This is a genomic window from Hallerella succinigenes (genome assembly GCF_002797675.1).
In the GTDB taxonomy this organism is placed as follows: domain Bacteria; phylum Fibrobacterota; class Fibrobacteria; order Fibrobacterales; family Fibrobacteraceae; genus Hallerella; species Hallerella succinigenes.
The window spans coordinates 993,574-1,012,012 of sequence record NZ_PGEX01000001.1 but is presented as its reverse complement, the minus strand read 5'-3'; the positions used below and the strand labels follow the sequence as shown (position 1 = coordinate 1,012,012).

Annotated in this window: 13 protein-coding genes; 7 read left to right on the top strand and 6 right to left on the bottom strand. The window is 51.5% G+C overall.

Annotated elements, in window-relative coordinates:
- Nucleotides 1-83 precede the first annotated feature (83 nt).
- From BGX16_RS04495 to BGX16_RS04480, 4 genes are all read right to left on the bottom strand, one after another.
- Nucleotides 84-1,130 (bottom strand): IS630 family transposase, encoded by a 1,047-nt coding sequence (locus BGX16_RS04495; protein ID WP_073306514.1) that lies wholly within the window; start codon nucleotides 1,128-1,130, stop codon nucleotides 84-86.
- A gap of 52 nt (nucleotides 1,131-1,182) precedes the next feature.
- Nucleotides 1,183-1,761 carry a hypothetical protein gene (locus BGX16_RS04490; protein WP_100424975.1) on the bottom strand — a complete coding sequence of 193 codons (579 nt, stop codon included), beginning with the start codon at nucleotides 1,759-1,761 and terminating at the stop codon, nucleotides 1,183-1,185.
- A gap of 304 nt (nucleotides 1,762-2,065) precedes the next feature.
- The gene (locus BGX16_RS04485; RefSeq protein WP_100424974.1) at nucleotides 2,066-3,073 is read right to left on the bottom strand and encodes a tyrosine-type recombinase/integrase; all 1,008 of its coding nucleotides are present in this window, start codon (nucleotides 3,071-3,073) and stop codon (nucleotides 2,066-2,068) included.
- A 233-nt stretch (nucleotides 3,074-3,306) separates the two neighbouring features.
- Nucleotides 3,307-4,416, bottom strand: coding sequence for a glycosyltransferase (locus BGX16_RS04480; RefSeq protein WP_100424973.1), 1,110 nt, complete (start codon nucleotides 4,414-4,416; stop codon nucleotides 3,307-3,309).
- A 32-nt stretch (nucleotides 4,417-4,448) separates the two neighbouring features.
- Between BGX16_RS04480 and lpxA the strand changes: the two genes are divergently transcribed.
- Nucleotides 4,449-5,207 (top strand): acyl-ACP--UDP-N-acetylglucosamine O-acyltransferase, encoded by a 759-nt coding sequence (lpxA, locus tag BGX16_RS04475; protein ID WP_241899449.1) that lies wholly within the window; start codon nucleotides 4,449-4,451, stop codon nucleotides 5,205-5,207.
- 9 nt (nucleotides 5,208-5,216) lie between these two features.
- Here the strand turns inward: lpxA and BGX16_RS04470 are convergent, their stop codons facing one another.
- Nucleotides 5,217-6,410, bottom strand: coding sequence for a glycoside hydrolase family 5 protein (locus BGX16_RS04470; protein WP_241899448.1), 1,194 nt, complete (start codon nucleotides 6,408-6,410; stop codon nucleotides 5,217-5,219).
- 262 nt (nucleotides 6,411-6,672) lie between these two features.
- On the opposite strand from BGX16_RS04470, the gene BGX16_RS04465 reads away from it, so the two are divergent.
- From BGX16_RS04465 to BGX16_RS04440, 6 genes are read left to right on the top strand one after another with little or no spacing between them, the layout of a single operon-like run.
- Nucleotides 6,673-7,410: a sugar-binding protein gene (locus BGX16_RS04465; RefSeq protein ID WP_100424972.1), complete on the top strand. Its 738-nt coding sequence runs from the start codon at nucleotides 6,673-6,675 to the stop codon at nucleotides 7,408-7,410.
- Between the two features lie 9 nt (nucleotides 7,411-7,419).
- Complete coding sequence (locus BGX16_RS04460) at nucleotides 7,420-9,651, top strand: hypothetical protein (RefSeq protein ID WP_100424971.1); 2,232 nt, start codon at nucleotides 7,420-7,422, stop codon at nucleotides 9,649-9,651.
- Nucleotides 9,652-9,677: 26 nt separating this feature from the next.
- Entirely contained in the window at nucleotides 9,678-11,879 is a 2,202-nt protein-coding gene (locus BGX16_RS04455; protein WP_241899447.1) for a hypothetical protein, read from the top strand.
- 28 nt (nucleotides 11,880-11,907) lie between these two features.
- Complete coding sequence (locus tag BGX16_RS04450) at nucleotides 11,908-14,052, top strand: hypothetical protein (RefSeq protein ID WP_241899446.1); 2,145 nt, start codon at nucleotides 11,908-11,910, stop codon at nucleotides 14,050-14,052.
- Nucleotides 14,053-14,064: 12 nt separating this feature from the next.
- Nucleotides 14,065-14,931: a hypothetical protein gene (locus BGX16_RS04445; RefSeq protein WP_100424968.1), complete on the top strand. Its 867-nt coding sequence runs from the start codon at nucleotides 14,065-14,067 to the stop codon at nucleotides 14,929-14,931.
- An 8-nt stretch (nucleotides 14,932-14,939) separates the two neighbouring features.
- Nucleotides 14,940-15,998, top strand: a complete 1,059-nt coding sequence (locus tag BGX16_RS04440; protein ID WP_100424967.1) for a glycoside hydrolase family 18 protein — start codon at nucleotides 14,940-14,942, stop codon at nucleotides 15,996-15,998.
- A 228-nt stretch (nucleotides 15,999-16,226) separates the two neighbouring features.
- Here the strand turns inward: BGX16_RS04440 and BGX16_RS04435 are convergent, their stop codons facing one another.
- Entirely contained in the window at nucleotides 16,227-18,431 is a 2,205-nt protein-coding gene (locus BGX16_RS04435) for a cellulase family glycosylhydrolase (RefSeq protein ID WP_100424966.1), read from the bottom strand.
- Nucleotides 18,432-18,439: the final 8 nt, after the last annotated feature.

Sequence of the window (18,439 nt, the reverse complement as noted above, 5' to 3'; positions counted from 1 at the left end):
GTTGTGAAAGGGCGTTAAACCCCGTAGAAATCCCCTGCTTCAAGATAAAGCTTATTGCTCCGGCGGATATATTTTTTACATAGTCATGCTGCATAAGAGACATGCTTGTCGCCAAAATACTTGATTACTCGTTCAGGGCTGTTGCTCACCATTTTCATGTGGGATTCCGCATGGGAGCGTAGCTTTTCGCGAGTCCGAGCCGGTGCGTTGGAAGATATTTCGTGTTTCAGGTCGGCATTAAGACGTTCGTCAGGATTCAGCTCGGGACTGTAGCTGGGCAGGTAGAATACGCTTATCTTGTCCGTGTTCGCTTCAAGCCATTCCTTTACCGGCTTGCTGTGGTGAACCCTCAGGTTGTCCATCACGAGAAACACTTTCTTCCCTTTCCCGTCTGCATACACATCCTTCACCAGAGCCGTCATGAAGTCGATGAGCTTCGTCGCGTCGAACGCCCCGTCAATCATCATCCAGTGGCACTTCCCGCGATTGTTCACCGCCGATATCATGGAAAAGCGCTCCCTGCATCCGGGAGCCTTCACGACCGGGGTCTGCCCGCAGGGGGCGTAGCTGCGGCCACGGACATCCGTGTTCACGATGGCGGTCTCGTCCGCCCAGTGGATTTCCGCATTCTCGCATACCGCATCGGCCTTTATTTTCGGGTATTCCTCTTCGAGCCACTTCTTCACCGCTTCGGGGTTTTGCTCGTACGCGCGGACAATCGGTTTTTGCGGGGTGAAGTTCCATCTTTTGAGGTAGTCGCCGACCGTTCTCTTGGCCAGCTTCACTCCAAATTTGCTGCGGACAAGCTCCGCAACCGCTTCGCGGGTCCAGAGGGCGAACTTGAACTTGAGCTGTTCGGGACGCTTGTCCCGGATTAGTTTCTGTATCTCGGATTCTTGATTGGCGGAAAGGAGCCTTTTTTCCCTTTCCTTGCGGCCCCTTGTCTTCGGCTTGAGCGCATTCATCCCGCCTTTCTCGTAAAGCGATAGAACTGCATCCACCATGGGGCGGCTCACGCCGCAGGTCTCTGCGATCTTGCTTTTCTTGAATCCCGCCTTCTTCATTTTTACGATTGTCTTCCGTTTTTCGAGAAGGCTCTGGACATTCTTTCTTGCATCATCTTTTTCCATGATGCAAATATAGTAAACTTTGCTTGTTTTGTAAAGTATTTATCTGCCTAATCTATAAAACCTCCTTGAAGGATTCTTTACCAATTATGCCCTGCTCCGTTTTCAATCCTTGCATTTTCAATTGCTTCTGGATTTCCTTTTTTTGTCCGGCATTCAATTTATCGAGCGCAAATTCGACAAACTGCCCTGCCGTAATGGAAAAAAGTTTTGGATTCAAAGTAATGTCCAGAGAAGCGCCATTTTCTTCCAGTTTGTCTTTTAAATTTTCATATAAAATGGAATCCAGAACGGTGATTTCTATTTTGTTCGTCTTTTCATCGTAATGGACGCGCTTTGTCATAGCGAACAATTTCTCTAGACAAGAGGCCAAATCTTCGCCCGGTTCCTGCGGATAGACCAGGCGCAACCGATTTTTCAGGCTCCGCACCTTCGCCTGCGTTATTTTCAAATCCCGGCTGATTTCGATATCCGACGTTCCTTTGCCATTCAAGCTTGCGTAATAGATTTTGAACATCATCAGGTCGATGTCCGACTTGTTCCGCGAGCCGAAGGAGGGTTCAAAATAGAACTTGACGAGTTCTCCCGCATTCTCTACTTGCGCAAATGCGGCTGCGATTATTTTTTCATTCATTAATTTTCTCCTTTTTTTCGCAGAAGGGCTCTTCTGCGAAAAAAACATCGCGGGAAAAGACGTTGAAAGCGCGCATTTTCCCGCCCCGGAACCGCCCCCGGGCAAAAGAGGGAACGGGCGGGGAAGCGCCCGGCAGGAAATTTCGCCTGCGGGGTTGGAAATCTTGCGCCCGGAGCTGATTTCCCTCTGTCCCGTAACAATCCGGTAAAGATTTTCGCTGTCCGTGTATTGAAAATTTTACATTTTCGAGTTATATTTTATTGTCAAACTCAGGAGCTTTCGCAGAAGAGCCCTTCTGCGAAATTCACCCGAAGGGCCGTCCCTTCCCGAACCCCTCTCCCCAGTCCGCATCGTCGCCCTGCCGGCCCCACTTTTCCGGGTGCGCGATGAATAGCCGGAACGCCTCCTGCAGCCGGCGCTTGCTTTCGAAAGTCGGGTGCACGTATAAATCCAAAGTCGTGTGGGTGCTCGCGTGGCCGAGGGTCGCCGAGAGCGTCTTCAGGTCCGCCCCGGCGGAGAGCGAATGCGTCGCGAAGGTGTGCCGCAGCGTGTGGATGTGGGCGTCTTTCGAAATACCCGCCGCTTTCAGGAATTTCTTGAAGTGGTTCTGCAGTGTCCGGGGGTCGCGCGTCGTCAGGGGAGCCTCGGGAGGATTTTCCGCCGCCATTTCCTTCAGCCGGGCGAGCAGCTTTTCCGGGATGGGGATTTCCCTTTCGCCGCTCGCCGTCTTCGCGGGCAGCAGCCGCAGGGCGGTCCGGGCTTTTCCCTTCGCCCCGTCCGCCGTCCCGCCGTTTTCGACCGGAAGCCGTTCCAGCGTCGCGTGTATCCGAACGGTGTTCCGCACGAAGTCGAAGTCCGAAAGCCTGAGCGCGCACGCTTCGCCGAGCCGCATCCCGGTGAAAGCAATCAGCAAAAGGACATGCGCCGTGTTCTCCCGTTTCGGGTTTTTGTTCCCTTCCAGCGTCCGAATCAGCGCGGCGAGCTCCCCGGGCAAAAGCGAGTCGGCTTTTCCCTTCCGGACTTTCCCGCCCTTCGGGAACTCCAGCGCACGGAACAGCTCCGCCGGAAGCGAGAACTGCAATATCCGCGAAAGGGTGGAAAGCGCGAAACGCCGCGCGGAAATCGAGAACCCCGAAAGTTCCCGCTCCGCGAAATCCCGCACATCCCCCGTCCCGATTCCTTCCGCCTCCATGCCCCCGAACGCCGGCAGCAGATGCTTCCGCAAAAGCGCCCTGTATTTCGCCAGCGTGCTTTCCTTCCAATCCGCCGCCGCCTTCCCGAACCAGCTTTCCGCCGCTTTCTCGAACCGCATCGTGCCTCCTTTGTTGCGTTGCGGCGCAAAGTTAGCGGCTTCAAAGATTTTTTCAAAGCGGGTTGAATTCAGAAGAAGCTACAGCCCGTCGCTTTTCCTACTGACCGTGAAACACTCTTACCATTTAAGAGTTTTTTCGGTTGATACCAAATGGTATTTGATCACTTACATCGCCGGACAAAAGCTTGTCCGTGGGGGCTGGATAGCGAGAAGACTTGTTCTGTTAGCCACACTCATTTCCAACGGAAAATCTTAAAGATTCCAAGCGGAACAGCCACCGTGATGATGGGGACTTGCAACAGCTCGGTCATCGGAAGCGCCGCTAAAAGTTTGGTTTCTCCGAGGCGAATCGCTCCAATCGAAAGGAATAGTACATCAACGGCGAACTTGACCGCAAACGGCACAAGGAACCAGCTCCATGGAAAATCGAGAAACAGCGCAAGCCACGGCGACACAAAGAGCCACACATAAAAAGTATAAATCAGCGTCAGGAAAAAAGTGTAAAGGTGATTGCTGTAACTGGTTCCGTTGCTCGACCAGCGGGCGCGTTGATTCAGCAAACCTTTGAAGGTATCGACCGGAGCGGTTTCGACGACCGCTTCCTTGTCCAGATTGTAGCAGAATCCGACATCCGGCTCGTGGATCATCTTGTGCACGAGCATGTCGTCGTCGCCGGAAGAAAGGTGCACGAGATCGCCAAATCCGCCGACCTTAAAGAAGAGGTCTTTTTTATAGGCGAGAGCCGCCGCGCTTGCGACCATCGGAATGCCCATGCTGAAGCCAGCCGCTTCAATCGAAGTATAACCGAGGGTTTCGAGCTTTTGAAAGGCGTGGACGACTCCCGGCGAACCGGAATTTTTTTTCGGCCCCTGCACAATCGCGATGTTTCCTCGGAAGCGGTTCGCCATGGAGCGGACCCAGCCTTTCGGCGGTAAGCAGTCGGCGTCCATCGTCATCAGAATTTCGTACTTCGCCTGTTTAAAACCCGTTTCGAGCGCACGCTTTTTGGGACTTTCGAGGTAAGGCGCGTCCATCGGAACATGAACCACCGAAAATCTCGGATGTGCCGCGGCGAATTCTTCGAGTATCTGTGGAGTATTGTCGGTCGAACGGTCGTTTACACAGATGACTTCCCATTCGCCGGTATAATCTTGAGCATTCAAGGCTTCGAGGGTTCGCTTTGCATGTTCCTCTTCGTTGCGCAGAGGAACAATGACCGAAACGGTCCAGAACTTTTCCGATTTTTCCTTGTCTTTTTTAGCACGCAAAAGGCCAATCGAAAAGAACAGGAAGAGCACCGCGTAAAGCGCTGTAAGGACTCCGAGAATGCAAATGCTTAGCATAACGGGCAAAATATATTTATTATTCTATACCCATGATGATTCACCCTTCCGCCTATGTGAGCCCAAACGCTCAAGTTGCAGATTCTGCTTGTATCGGCCCTTGGTGCCTTGTGGAAGATTTTGTCGAAATCGGCGAAAATGTTGTCCTCGAATCCCGCGTTCACGTTCTTTCGCATGTAAAAATCGGGGCGGGAACCAAAGTCTTTGACGGCGCAAGCCTCGGGAACATCCCGCAGGACCTCAAGTTTGGCGGTGAAGAAACCACACTCGAAATCGGCGAACGCTGCACGATCCGCGAATATGCGACTCTCCACCGCGGCACTGCAGCCACCGGCAAGACGGTCGTCGGCGACGATGTGCTCATGATGGCGTACGTCCATGTGGCACACGACTGCCGCATCGGAAACGGGGTCGTCATCTCGAATGCAGTCCAGCTTGCCGGTCACGTTCAGATAGGGGAATATGCGAACTTGGGCGGCACCGCAGGCGTCACCCAGAACTGTCGCATCGGCGCGTTCAGCTTTATCGGCGCGGCACTCAAAGTCGACAAGGATGTTCCCCCGTATGTGAAGGCGCTCGGAAATCCGCTCCGTTTCGCCGGGGTCAATCTACACGCCTTGCGTCGTTTCCCGGAGCGTTTCCCCGAAAGCAAAATCGTTGAAATCGAACGCATGTACCGCGAATTCTACCATTCCAAACGCCCCGCCGAAGAAATGGCAAAAGAAATGGCGAAATCCGAAGATCTCGTCATTCAAAATTTCTTTGCGGAAAATCGTCCGCTGATTCGCTAATTTCGCAAATTAATTCTGGAACAAGGCATCAAGAATACCCGTGTACCAGGTGTTGTTGTAGCGGTCATAAGCTTCAAAACCGCCCACCTTGGTAAAGCCCCAGTAGGTCCAGCTCATACCGTATTTTTCAGCGGCGGCGATCGTCTTCTTGCTCCAAAGAGCCCAATACTTGTCGCTTGGACCCTTTGCTTCGCCGCAACTGCTGCGGGCACCTGCCGCCACGCCGAATTCACCCATGTTCATCGGAATATGTCCGCCGTTTACGTCTGGGTAAAGGGACTGGGCGAGTGCCACATACTTCGGAAAGTCCGTCGTCGCGGTCGTCGAATAGGTTTCGTCGCCAGCGCAGGTGTAACCGTGACCTGCGTGCGTGTAGGTGTACGGTTCATAATAGTGACCGGAAAAGATGATGTTTCCGTCCTGCGGAAGCTGTAAGGCTCCGATGTCGTTGAATTTGGCCGCGTGGTAAGATTCGAACATGATCGTCTTGCCCGGAGCGGCGCTGCGGATTACGTTGTAAGCAGAAAGCATCACATCGTTCAAGACGGTTGCGTCCTTGATAGTCGGTTCGTTCAAAATTTCAAGCACGAGCATCGAATCCGGGAAAACATTCAGAGCGGTCGCCACCTGGGCCCAGATGGCTAAAAAGTGGGTCTTTTCCGCTTCGTAAGCTGCCGCATTGTTTGTCGGATCGTTCGTGTAATCGTTTGCCGCGTTCATCAATTCCTGGTACCAGTGAAAGTCGACTATCACTGCAAGTCCTTGATTCAGCGCAAGTTGTACGTCTTCCATCACTCCGGCCAAGCGTTCCGGATTGACTTCGTGGGTGGTCGGATTGGAGTTGTGCTGCCAGCGCACAGGAATACGGACAGAGTTAAAACCGGCGTTTTTGACGATCTCGAAGTCGCCGTCCTTGATCGGGTTTCCCCAGCCGCCGTCCAGATCGTCGTTGTAACCAAAATTATAGGGTTCTTCCGGAACATCATCCGCGTATGACTTGGAATCCCAGGAATTTCCCAAGTTGATGCCACGTCCAAGACGGGCGTTCATTGCGCGTCCCAGGGAGTAGTCTACGGCAACGACAGTTGCCGAGCTTTCTGCAGAACTTGAAGATTCGACCGCAGAGAGCTGTCCAGAATCGCTAGAGCAGGCGACCATCGTCGTTATAGCGAATCCGAGAAGGGGCATCAAAATTTTTTCCATGGAAGAAGCTCCTGTATAATAGATATGTCCTTCTTAAACATAATTTTTCCTAAACATAAGTTTTTCCCAAAATGAAAGTTTTTTGGTGTCCAAATAAGGCGTTTACGTATGAAACCGCAATAAATGGGCAGAAATACAAAAAAATGGGGTGGAATGGTTCTAGTTAAAGTGTTTTTTTTGCAAAAACGAAATTTGAAAGTGAAAAAAACAAATTATATTGTGGTTTACCAGATTTTATCGGATTTTGGAGAGATTAAAATCTATGAATGCAAAGATACAGAAACCCATCTGGAAGTGCCTTTTCGTGACACTTCTTCTTGCGTCGTTCTCTTTTGCCGGATTTAGTGAATACCGCGATCGAGATCAATCCCGCTTTATCATGAAACCCGCTAAGCCGTTCCGCCCGGATAAGGACGTCGTTACTGTCGTGATGCGCGAAGCTGTCCCCCGTGGCGGTGGATACACTTACCAGTATCCGCGTGAAAACCCGGAACCGTTTATGACGGATAAGTACGCCAAGGAAGGCGCTCTTTCCATGGAAATCGAATTGATCGCTAGCGATTACTCCGGTGTGGCTATCTGTATCGCCGGTTCTGTGGACCTGACTCCGTACCTCGAAGAAGGAGTTCTCGAATTCTGGATTAAAGGTGCCAAGGGTGGTGAAAACGCTCTGTTCGTGCTCGTGGACGATGGCGTGAAGAGCGGTGGTGAATCGCTCCAGGTCAAGCTCCGTTCCAAGAGCCTTGGTGAAATTACGACGGAATGGACTCATTACAGCATTCCGCTGAAGCTCTTCGGTATGACGGGTCTTTATTGGGATGCCAAGAACACCCGTGACGTGATGCTTCCCTTTGCGTGGGATAAGTTCAAGGGTTTCCGTCTTGAAGTCCGTAAGGATGAAAACGAATCCTTCAAGGTGTGGATTGACGACATCGTCATCAAGAAGCATGGCAAGCCGTACGAAGGTCCGGCCAACTATCCATTCCGCAATGCGATTTAAGAGGGTTTTATGCGTAAACTAGTTTCTTCTTTTTTGATCGCTTCTTGCGCCGCGTCCGTCTGGGCCACCCCGACCCAGGTCAAACTGGACTCGATCAATGCGTCTTTGGACACTCTCTCCAATAATATGGAATCGACCTTGCTCGGTAAGGATGACCTTCCGATGGCAGTGTCTGGCTTCATGGCGTTCCGCGTCAAGAACTTCCATTATTCGAACACTTCTCCGGCTTTTGCAAGCGATAAGGCTCGCACGGCGATCGACGCTGTCTTCAAGGCGAACATCGTTGCCATGCCGAACTCCTACATGACCTTGTGGTCTAACATCGCCTTCCCGTACGATCTTTCGGGTACCTTCGGCAACAAGTACGCTACGCAGCCGACCGAAGTGCCGACGTACGACGAACGCGTTCTTTACGATCACTCGACGGACTACTACTCCACGACGATCGATGAAGAATTCAACGTCGGTGTGGATATCCGTGCAGGCGTCTTCGGTGCTTACGTGACCGCAGGTGGCGTGATTTGGGCAAATGGTTCGCCTCTTACCATGTGGGAACGTGAAACCGCTCCGCGCTTTGCTTGGCAGTACGAACTCTTCGAAGACGAAAAGACCGTCAGTACTTACTATAAGGAAAAGGTCTTTAAGCCGGTGAAGGAAGGCGGTCGTGCTTTCTGGACGAACCGTTCTTTCGGAGGTCTCTTTGCAAACGTTTACCAGTTGCCGTACAACATGAAGGCGCAGTTCATGGTTTCCCAGCCGATGGATATGGACATGGGTACCCGTGATGGTCTCCGCCTTTATGCAGGTCAGCCGGGCGAACTTGAAACCTATGGTCTTCATGATATGCGCGGTGCTGTCTATCACGGCAGAATCGCCAAGGATAAGCTCTTTGAAACGATGACCGTCGGTGCAAACTACATGGGCGTCGTCTTCGACAAGGGTATCATTTACGAAGATGAATTCCGTAACCAGCACATTACCGCTGGTCTTACCCCGTCCCTCTTGAATACGCATGTGGTCTCCTTGGACATCAAGGGTAACATCACCCCGAAACTCTATTTGATGGCGGATGTGGCTGTGAGCATCACGGATTCCGTGAACTTCTACAAGTCCGACGAAGCTGCCCAGACCCATGGCTATGCAGAAGATGCTTATACCACGGGTACGGCAAATCCGCAAGTCGGTGTCTATGTGAAGGCGCAGAGCAAGCACATCGAAGGCTGGCCGATTACGGTCGAAGGTATTTACCTTCCGAAGGACTTCTATTCTCCGTATTCTCTGAGCAACCCTTCCCGCTTCACCAGCTGGCGTAAGGATGAAATGTATTTGAACGGCGGTTCTCTCCGCTACACCCCGAACATGATGGGCTTGAACTTGAAGCTCGAACCGACTTTCAACCGCGGCTACTTCGACTTGCAGTACGGTCAGCATCGCCAGGTGGAAGAAGGCATGGACGTGCTCGTTTTCAACTACCGTTTGAACGGTCGTAATATGTGGGAAAGCACGAACTCCTGGACCAAGCACAAGCCGATTTTCTGGGCTGACTCGGGTAACGCCGATCCGAAGGCAAGTGGCTATGTCGCACGTACGGGTGTCCTCGAACCGGGTACCGGTATCAAGCTTCGCCGTCAGAAGGGTGGCTTGTACGGTGGAACTTGGGAAATGTGGGAATCCTTTGTCGCCTACCAGAATACCGACCAGATCAGGTCTAAGGAAGTCCCGAGCCACGCAAAATGGTCTTCTTATCTCTCCTTCATGGGTGGTTACGATATCGGTCACTGGTTCGGCACCGACCGCAACATAATGATGACGGGTTATGCCGCTATTTCCGGTATTTCGACGACGATTGCTCCGATCGCTTACAGCGAAGACCAAACCGACATGCTCCTCTGGAGCTTCTACGGTCAGTTTGAACCGGCAATCGCTGTGCATCCGAAGTTCCACGTTGTGGGTATTTTCGGTCTTGAAAACTTCCGCTCTAAATACGCTTACACGTCTTACTCTGTTTCGAACGGTCTTTCGAAGACGTCGGATATGTACAACGAAGTCTCTACCGACTACTACGCTTACGCCCCGATCAATTACCTCGAAACGGCAATCGGTCTTGGCTTTGACTGGGACTTCGCTGACCGCGCGGGCTTGCACGTTCGCTACAAATGGATGACCCATTCCGACGAAACCCTTTCCGTTAACGATTGGCATTCGCACTACATTGCTGCGGAAACCAAGGTTTGGTTCTAAGGAGGGCGTGAACAATGAAGATGAATATGAAAAAATTCTTGATCGCTTTCCTCGCTGCCGCTGCAACGGTCCCCGCTGCTACGGAATGGCAGACACAGGAAAAATTGGATGCTAAGGTCGATTCCATCAATGCCAAGCGCGGTGTGGAAATCGGGGGTAAGATCCGCGCTATCGCACAAGCTTCTTACTTCGACACGGATCAGGATCCGACTGGCTTGAATAAGATGCCGGATGTGGAACGTAACGAAATGGCAAATGCCGACATCGACTTCCACTTCCGTCCGTATGAATTTGTCCGCGCAAACGTGATGCTTCGCTTCGGCGCAGGCATGCAGGAATACTTCTCTTCCGCTTCCAAGACGATGTCCGTCGGCTGGATCAATGTGGAAGGAAACATCGGCAACTCCTTCTACTGGGTTGTGGGTGACTTCCGTCAGCAGTATTCTCCGTTGACCTTGTTCAACCCGGATGTGGAAATCCTTTACGAACCGACCATTTTCGCTCGCAAGCGTCACATGGCCGAAGCCCAGGAACTTCTGGAAGGCAACCAGCGCAACTTGCAGGGTGCAAACATCCAGTTCCGCCACAATCTCGGCAGCACAGTCGGCGAACTTCGCGCAGAAGCTTTGGCCGCTCGCTTGAACCGCACCTCGGTCCTCGACCTGAGCGGTGCAGAAGGCAATATCCTTCCGAACGATACGATCGCAGGCGCCTCCTTGGCTTCCAACATGGATAAGTGGCTTATCGCTGCGAACATCGAACTTCTCCCGCTGAATAAGAACCTTTATCTCGGCGTGACACCGATGTTTATCTTCGATAACGAAGATTCTTACTCCTATACCTATCGTCATCCGGACAACGATGTGAGCGCCGATTACGTTCTCACTTCAATCAACCCATATGACACCGATCCGCAGAATACGATGGTGGTGAGTGGTCGCTTAGGTGGTGACGTTGCTGGTTTCCTCGGAAACAAAAACCTTGTCTTGGATCTCGTCGCTGAATACGCTTACTCTTCCGACAAGATTTATACGCACACGGCAGTTCCGGTTCTTGATGCGACGACAGGCGCTCAGGCTGTGGATGCTTCGACCGGCGAAAATCTCTACACGGATGTCGTGACGGATGAAAAACTCAACGGTTCCGCACTCTTGGTAAACTTGAATGCCGGTTACAAGACCGCTGACACCTGGGGCGCTCTCCTCGGTGTGAACGTGGTCCGTAACGACAGCAACTGGTACAATAACGTCGCCCAGTCCCCGAAGTTCTTCGCTCGTCGCATCTTGAACTCCGACAAGGACGGCAACACGATTAAATACGGCGTGAACTCCCCGCTCTACTCGACCTTTGACGCTCTTTATAACTACGCTCCGAAGTATTCTCCGGCCACGACGACTTTGAAGACCGATGACGGTGGCATTCGCGACGGTCAGTCGGAAAGTTACAACATCGCACCGTTCAACAAGAGTTCCTGGAAGTCGGGCGTCTATTCCCGCTCCCAGCTCGCTCTTATCGAAAGCTTGAGCGATCCGGCTTTGCAGCTCGCTCTCCCGAACGGTCTCGCTACTTCGAACCGTCAGGGTGCTCGTGCTAACCTCACCTTGAACTGGAAGGACTATGCCGAAGTGCAGGGACTCTTCAGCACCTTCACTCAGGTAGCTCCGGTCGTCGGCTTCAAGGAAGCTTCCTATATGGAATTCGGCGGTGGCGCTAAGGTCGACGTCTTCAAGATGCTCGGTTTCAAGAAACCGCTCGAACTTTCCGGTTCTTACAAGCATTCGGAAAGAAGTGTTGATACGGATAATTGGGCTGCCTTCGGCACGGCTGACGGTACGGCTGAATTCAAGAGCGACTTCATCAATGCCGGTCTCTATGTTCAGTACCTTCCGCGTCTCGGCTTTACGGCTGGTCTCCAGTACATCAATTCCGAATACAACGCTTACGAAGGTTTGATCAGCGGTCTTGCCGCTCCGAAGACGACTAGCAAGCAGATGCAGTGGATGGTTGGTTTGGACTACTCCTTGGCAGACAACGCTTGGCTCTCTTTGAACTACGGAATGATCACCGTTTCGAACGAGTACAACACGGCTTCGATCGTGGCTGCCGCTTCTTCTGATGGTGCTTATAATCTTCCTTCTTACTATGATGTGTCGACCGATGTGGCGGGTAAGTTCAAACATGAATTCAGTCAGTCGATTATCGAAGCTTCCATTAACGTGGAATTTTAGTGGGAGGGACTAAGGAATGAACTCGAATATGAAAATGCATTTGCTCGGTTTCTCTTCGGTGCTGCTTCTTTCTGCAGCTACGGCCTTTGCTGCGCCGGAACAGGATTCTTCCGCAGAAAAGAGTGTTGCGGAACAGCAGAAGTCGCTGCTTGAAAAATTGGATTCCCTGAATGATGCGGTCCTCGGTCTCCGAGTGAACGGTTCTGCAAAGGCTGGCGTCTTGACATCGATGGCCTCTTCGGACCAGTTCAGCGACAATTCTCCGACTCAGGAAACTCAAGCTTATACGGACGTGAACTTGATTCTCACCGCTCATCCGAGCTCCGAAACGGAAGTTCGCGTAGAAGCTCGCCTTCACAAGGATTGGCAGAGTGCTTACGAAGAGAACAACAACCCGATTATCGGTCACTGGTTCTCTTATGACGGAAAGATTCTCGACGATCATCTCGCCTTTAACTTGGGCTATATGCGCGTCGGTTATACTCCGTACACTCTTTACACTCCGCAGCCGAATCTTCTGCAGGAACCGGAAATCTTTGCGCAGGCTCGCGCAGAAGCGATGAGCAAGAGAAACTTGGACACGACTTCCCGTCGTCTGCTCCACGGCTTGAACATCGACTATCACAGCGGTAACCTCGGTGTTGTGGATGATTTGCATCTCCAGGCAACGGGTGCCCGTCTGCGCAACATTTCCAAGAAGAACGACCAGGCATTCTTCGACTTTGACTGGACTGACCGTTATCTCTACGGTGTCCGTCTCGGTGTGGATGCTTATGGCGCTCACGTCGGTGCGAACTTTGTGAATGTCTTTGACCGCGAATTGAGCTTCCTCGCTCACGACCTCGACTTGAGCGACTCCGTCGTTTTCGACGACAACAAGGTCTTCTCGGGTGAACTCAGTTTCAATACGAAGAAGATTCTCCCGGATCTTCCGGTGGTGATCGGCTTTGACGCAGAATATGCAATGTCCTGGTGGAATGCAGACCTCTACTACTCGGCAGAGAAGACCTATTCGGATTATTCACTGAAGAAGGGCTTGGTTCCGAATGCAGACGGTGGTCTTGACTCGATCGCTTACGTCTCTTCCATTACCAAGGCAACTCACAAAACCGTTTCGGAAAACTTCTTGGATGACAATGGCTCGGCTCTCTATGTGGAACCGTATGTCCAGGCCAAGTTCAGCGACCTTGCCGTGGAACTCCGCGGGCGTTACTTGCAGAATGATGCAAAATTCTGGTCTGAACTCGCTTCGGCTTCGAACTTCAGCGGTAACACGGTCATCTTGAACGCAAACGCTCTCTATTCGGATTCCGTTTACTCGAACCTTGTTTCTACCTTCGGTATGTCGAGCCTTGAAAACCTCTACTTCCAGGTTTACAACTCGAATCCATTGAATGTGACGAACTTGATCACTTCGGCAAAGGCAAACGTCCTTTCTTCGGAAAATGACGAATCCGGTTACCTCTACTCTCGCGTCTATAACAACTACAAGAACGCTCACTTCTACCGCAACGGTTATATCGCCGATACGAAGAAACGTCTTGAACTCGACGAAGCTTTGAACCTCATGAACGTCTCGGTGGATATGGCTTTGCCGTACGGCCTTGCCACTCCGGACCGCAAGGGTTTTGCCGCTTCCCTCGATTTGGATTGGAATGGTGCAGTGGTTGTGAACGGACGCTTCGCTCGCTACAACTGGGATGCCGCTGATGACGTGTTCATGGAATACGCTGCTGGCCTCGGTGTTCGTATCGACCAGTTCGTTTCCGCTCTCGACAAGGCTTTGATCCAGGGTTCTTACGCTCATGCAGAAGAAGACAATTACTTCAAGCGCAAGTCCGACCGCATCATGGCTGGCGTGACTTTCGACAATCTCGTGGGTCCTGTCGGCATCTTGGCTGGTTTCGAAAAGGTCTCGATGGAATACGGCAATCCGCTGATGCTGACGGAAACTGCTGCCATTACGAAGACCGAAGAAATGCTTCTCCGTGTGGGACCGCGCATCAAGATTGCCCCGGCTTCTTACCTGTCTGTGCAATATGGTTTGCTCACGGATAAGGTTTCCTTCAATCGCATGAGCGTTGGCGAAAACGGTTCGATTCCAAGTGTAATCTCGGATGAATTCTCGATTGACAAGAATGTAATCATGGCCGATGTCACGGTGACTTTCTAAGAGGTGTGTTTTATGAAAAAATCTCTTTCTTATTTACTGGCTCTTGGAACTGTTGCGCTGACCGCGTGCTCCTCGATGGATGTAAGTTCCTCGGAATCGTTGGTAGGCAACTATCCGAGCGATTTCAACGCTGTAGAATACATGGCATTGCATCCGGGCCTTCGCAGCTTGCAAATCCAGGATTACGTGTCCGCACACAACTCAAGCTTGACGCTTGAAGCGGACTCGGTGACAGCGGATTCTGCCGCTTTCATGGCGGACACGGCGATTCTACACCAGATTTATGTGAACCCGTATTACGCGGGTTACACGGAAGAACTTTGGGCGGAAGACTGGTCCGTTTCGACGACTCCGGTGACGACCTGCGGCGTGGATACGGTTTACGTTCGCGTGAAGCCGGCGAATGGAACTCCGGTGACCGTTTATCTCGGCTCTTTGACTTACGCTGAAGACGGCAAGACCATCACGAAGGTGGATGGCTATACGGATTCGACGAAGACCGAAGAGGTCTCTTACGAAATCGACGGAACCACTTATTCGATTGTGAAGCAGCTCGGTAGCACGAAGACGGTGGTGGATTCCACGGATTGCGTGACGACTCAGGATACGACAGCAGGTGGCATTCCGAGTGATAAAAAGAAGAGACTGCTCTACTTCAACTTCGAAGATACGCGTAACGATCTCGTTGCCTTGAATACTGTCCCGATAGATACGTTTGCAATTAGCTCTCAGTATCTGATGTACGGTCAGGCTCACGGTTGGGCTTATCGTGCTTGCACGGATGCAGAAAAGGCGAATCCGATTCAGTCGGAATCTTATCCGATGACCAAGTTATACTGCGTAGATGATGATGATATCATCCGCGAAATTGCGGAGTGAGGATCCTTATGAACTTAAAACTGATTGCTTTTACTTTCGCATTGGGCATGGCGACAGTCGCGAATGCGGCGGCCGATAAGGTCGTTGGCTACTTTCCGTACTGGAGCCAGTACTCTCAATTCGCTCCGAAGGATATCCGCTACAACATGGTGACCCATATTCACTATGTGTCGCTTTTTCCTTCCTCGGATGGTTCGCTCGCTTTCGCTGACGAAAACGATGCGGAAAACTTCAAGGAACTTTCGAAGCTCTCTGCCGAAAACAACGTCAAGCTGATTGTGACGGTGGGCGGCATGGAACAGGAAGCTACGCTGGCAGAAATCGCCGCTTCGGAAGAAGTCCGCGGTACTTTTGCAAGCAATGTCGCTTCTTTTCTCGATGAAAACGGTGCTGCAGGCATGGAACTGGACTGGCAGAACATAACGGCTGAAAACGCTGAAGGCTTTGCCGCTCTCGTCACTTCCCTTAAGGAAGCTCTCGGCGACAAGACCCTTTCGATTGCCACGTATCCGCTTTCTTCTGCTGATGCTTACGACGGTTCTGTTCTGAACAATGCGGAATATGTGACTGTATTCGTTCCGGATCAGATGACGGAAGAAGTTTCTGAACTCAAGCCGAACCAGAGCGTTGCTGCATTTGAAGAAGCGATGAACGCTTTGACGTCGAAGGGCGTTGAAAAGGATAAGATTCTCCCGGTCGTATTCTTCTACGGCAAGAGCTTTATGGGCGCCAAGGCACTCGGCGAAGCTCAGACGGGTGTCGGTAGTGGTAACGAAGGTGTTCTCGCCTATAAGGAATTGATGAAGAAGTTCGAAGCTCCGGATTACAAGGTTTCTTTCGATGAAGCCTCGAAGTCTGAAATTGCTACCAGCGAAATCGAATCGATCGTCTTCATGGGCATTCCTTCCGTGAAGGCTTTGGCTGAAACGGTGAAGTCCGAAGGTTATGCTGGCGTGGCTGCTTATGACCTTTCTGAAGACCACACGGAACCGATCGTTTCCTTGATGGTGACGATTGGCCTTGAACTCCGCCCGGATGTGGATTACAAGGCTAAGAAGAAAAAGTAATTCTTCTAACGTCAAAGAATTTCAAAGACCGTCCTCATCGAGGACGGTCTTTTTGTATGTATTCAAATCCGCCGGCTATGCCGGCGGGTTCCTTTTATGCTTGTACGATTCATGGATTGAACTTTAGAGCTTGTGAGCTTCTTTAGGATGAGTCAATCGGTACGCAAAAAAGCCCCGCTCTTGCGGGGCGAAATGTTTGTGCTTAGGCGAAAGGCGAAGGCTTAGAATTTAGCGCTTGTTCCAGTGGAAGGAACCGACGTTTGTACCTTGACGGACCTTGAGGAAGTAAGAACCTGTCGGAATCTGTTCCAAGGAAATCAGGTGGGAGCCTGCAGACATGTGTTCCTTGTTCGAAGCGACAACCTTGCCCAAGGAAGAGAAAACTGTCCACTGCACAAGGCCTGCCTGCGGAACCTGGAGCAAAAGGCTGTTGTTTTGCACCTGAGTGCGGAACGGTGCGACATCTGCCTTGGAAATAATCGGGGTGGCGTAATATTCATCCTTGTTGACTGCGGCAGCGCTGTCGCCGACAATTACGGTAATCGACTTTTCGAAGGCTTCGTAGTGGTCGGTTTCCGGAGCGGTAGCCGTAATCTTCACAATCGCGTTTTCTGTGCCAGCGACGATCGTTGTGCCGACCTTTTGCAGGTATGGGGAGAATTCGGCTCCGTTATACGTGTAAGAAACCGGAATCTGTTCTGCCATCATCGTGTCGGGGAGAGCGTTCGCTTCGGTAACGGCACCGAAAGTTAAAGTTCTATTCTTGAACTTTGAATAGATACGTTGCTGACCCTTGGCGAATGTGACCGTAATCGTATCGTCCATGGCGCGGTAACCGGAAACTGCCGGAGCGGTAACGCGGATTTTGCCATCGCCGAGGACAGTGGTGAATTCTGCCATCACGGCTGTCGAATTCAAAGCACTGTAGCAGTATTTGGAATTTGTGCAGGTGGCCAGTTTAACTGTAAGAATTTCTGGAGTCAAGGATTCAAAAGTCAGAGCTCCGCCTTGAACCGTTGTGAAGGATGTAGTCAAAAGCGTTTCGTAGTCGCTTGTACCAGAGTAGTTGACCATGGAATGGCTCTGAGTGCAGGATCCGCCATAACGACAGGTGAAGTCGGAAAGGCCAGATACGATCTGTTCCGGTTCTTTTTCAACGACAACGATCGATTGAGAATTGTCGTTTGCCGTCAAAATGGCATAACCAGCAGAGAGAATGTTCAACGTGCTTCCGTTCACCGAGGCTACCGTTTCATCGCTAGAGGTGTACGAACAACCGGATTTCAGGAGTGTCGTGAGAGCACCTGCTGTTTCGGTAACGGTCGTGCTGTTGAAGTGGCAAGAACCGCTCGTGTTGCCCGCAATCAAAGAGTCTGCCCAGCTGCCTTTGTACTTGGATAGATAATTCTTCACAATCGTGCCGGAAGCTGTATAGGTCGCATTATTCAAGTCTTCCGCATTGGTGAGGAAGGCATTGCCTGCAAAGATCGCGGATCCTTCTTCAGAATTATCCACGGGGCTTGTGTATTGGCGAAGGCTCCAGTTGCAGTTACTGATACGGTTCGTTTCCATAAAGGAAAGCCAGTCGTTTGTGTTACTTTCGTTTGCGGAACCCTTGCCGTCTGCGGCTGTGGTGCCCCATTCCGAAATAAACACGGCATTGCCTGCTTTCTTTGCAGCGGAAATGCGGCTGCCGAATGTGCCAACTGTGTGAGTTCCTGCGTAGAAGTGGAATACATACGCCACGTTTGTGGCTGTGACGTCACCGTAGTTAGTGAGCTGGGACCAGCTCGGGGTTCCTACGAGAATCAGGTTGTCGCTGTATTGGCGAATGTGACCTGCAACGGTGTTTGCATAGCTTGTGATGGTGGACCATGCGGTGTTCACCGGCTCGTTGTAGATTTCAAAAATCACGTTCGGAATCTTGCCGTAGGTCTTTGCCATGCGGGTAAAGAAGGTATCTGCTGCCGTGATTTCGTTTTCTGCACGGTGGCTGTGCCAGTCAATGATGATATAGACGTCGTTTTCCACCGCCGCTTGTACCATCTGGTCCACTTTGGAAATATAGGTTTCCGGAGAGGTCATGTAAGAATAGCCTTCTTCCATCGGATTGCTTGTGCCGCCGTTGCTGTCGTAATACTGCACGCCCATGGCAAAGCGGAACACATCGATGCCCAAATTCTTGGCTGCCCACGCGATGACGTCCGGTTTGTAATATTGCAAGCCGGTTGCATCGGACCAGAAAAGGCTTACGCCGCGAAGCATTGCGGGCTTATTGGTTTTTTGGCTGATGACTTCACCTCCGCTGGTGCCGAGCGCGCCGTAGTTTTGCACCGGACCTACTCGGTAAGGCTTGGCGGTTGTGGCGTCCGCCGAGGCGGCTGCCGCAAACGCCAAGGCGCCTGCGACGAGAAGTTTGGTAAGTTTCTTCATAGAAATCT

Bases quoted from the DNA above. Each gene is read 5' to 3' on its own strand.
- BGX16_RS04495 (WP_073306514.1), bottom strand. From the start codon at position 1,130: ATGGAAAAAGATGATGCAAGAAAGAATGTCCAGAGCCTTCTCGAAAAA.
- BGX16_RS04490 (WP_100424975.1), bottom strand. From the start codon at position 1,761: ATGAATGAAAAAATAATCGCAGCCGCATTTGCGCAAGTAGAGAATGCG.
- BGX16_RS04485 (WP_100424974.1), bottom strand. From the start codon at position 3,073: ATGCGGTTCGAGAAAGCGGCGGAAAGCTGGTTCGGGAAGGCGGCGGCG.
- BGX16_RS04480 (WP_100424973.1), bottom strand. From the start codon at position 4,416: ATGCTAAGCATTTGCATTCTCGGAGTCCTTACAGCGCTTTACGCGGTG.
- lpxA (WP_241899449.1), top strand. From the start codon at position 4,449: ATGATGATTCACCCTTCCGCCTATGTGAGCCCAAACGCTCAAGTTGCA.
- BGX16_RS04470 (WP_241899448.1), bottom strand. From the start codon at position 6,410: ATGGAAAAAATTTTGATGCCCCTTCTCGGATTCGCTATAACGACGATG.
- BGX16_RS04465 (WP_100424972.1), top strand. From the start codon at position 6,673: ATGAATGCAAAGATACAGAAACCCATCTGGAAGTGCCTTTTCGTGACA.
- BGX16_RS04460 (WP_100424971.1), top strand. From the start codon at position 7,420: ATGCGTAAACTAGTTTCTTCTTTTTTGATCGCTTCTTGCGCCGCGTCC.
- BGX16_RS04455 (WP_241899447.1), top strand. From the start codon at position 9,678: ATGAAAAAATTCTTGATCGCTTTCCTCGCTGCCGCTGCAACGGTCCCC.
- BGX16_RS04450 (WP_241899446.1), top strand. From the start codon at position 11,908: ATGAAAATGCATTTGCTCGGTTTCTCTTCGGTGCTGCTTCTTTCTGCA.
- BGX16_RS04445 (WP_100424968.1), top strand. From the start codon at position 14,065: ATGAAAAAATCTCTTTCTTATTTACTGGCTCTTGGAACTGTTGCGCTG.
- BGX16_RS04440 (WP_100424967.1), top strand. From the start codon at position 14,940: ATGAACTTAAAACTGATTGCTTTTACTTTCGCATTGGGCATGGCGACA.
- BGX16_RS04435 (WP_100424966.1), bottom strand. From the start codon at position 18,431: ATGAAGAAACTTACCAAACTTCTCGTCGCAGGCGCCTTGGCGTTTGCG.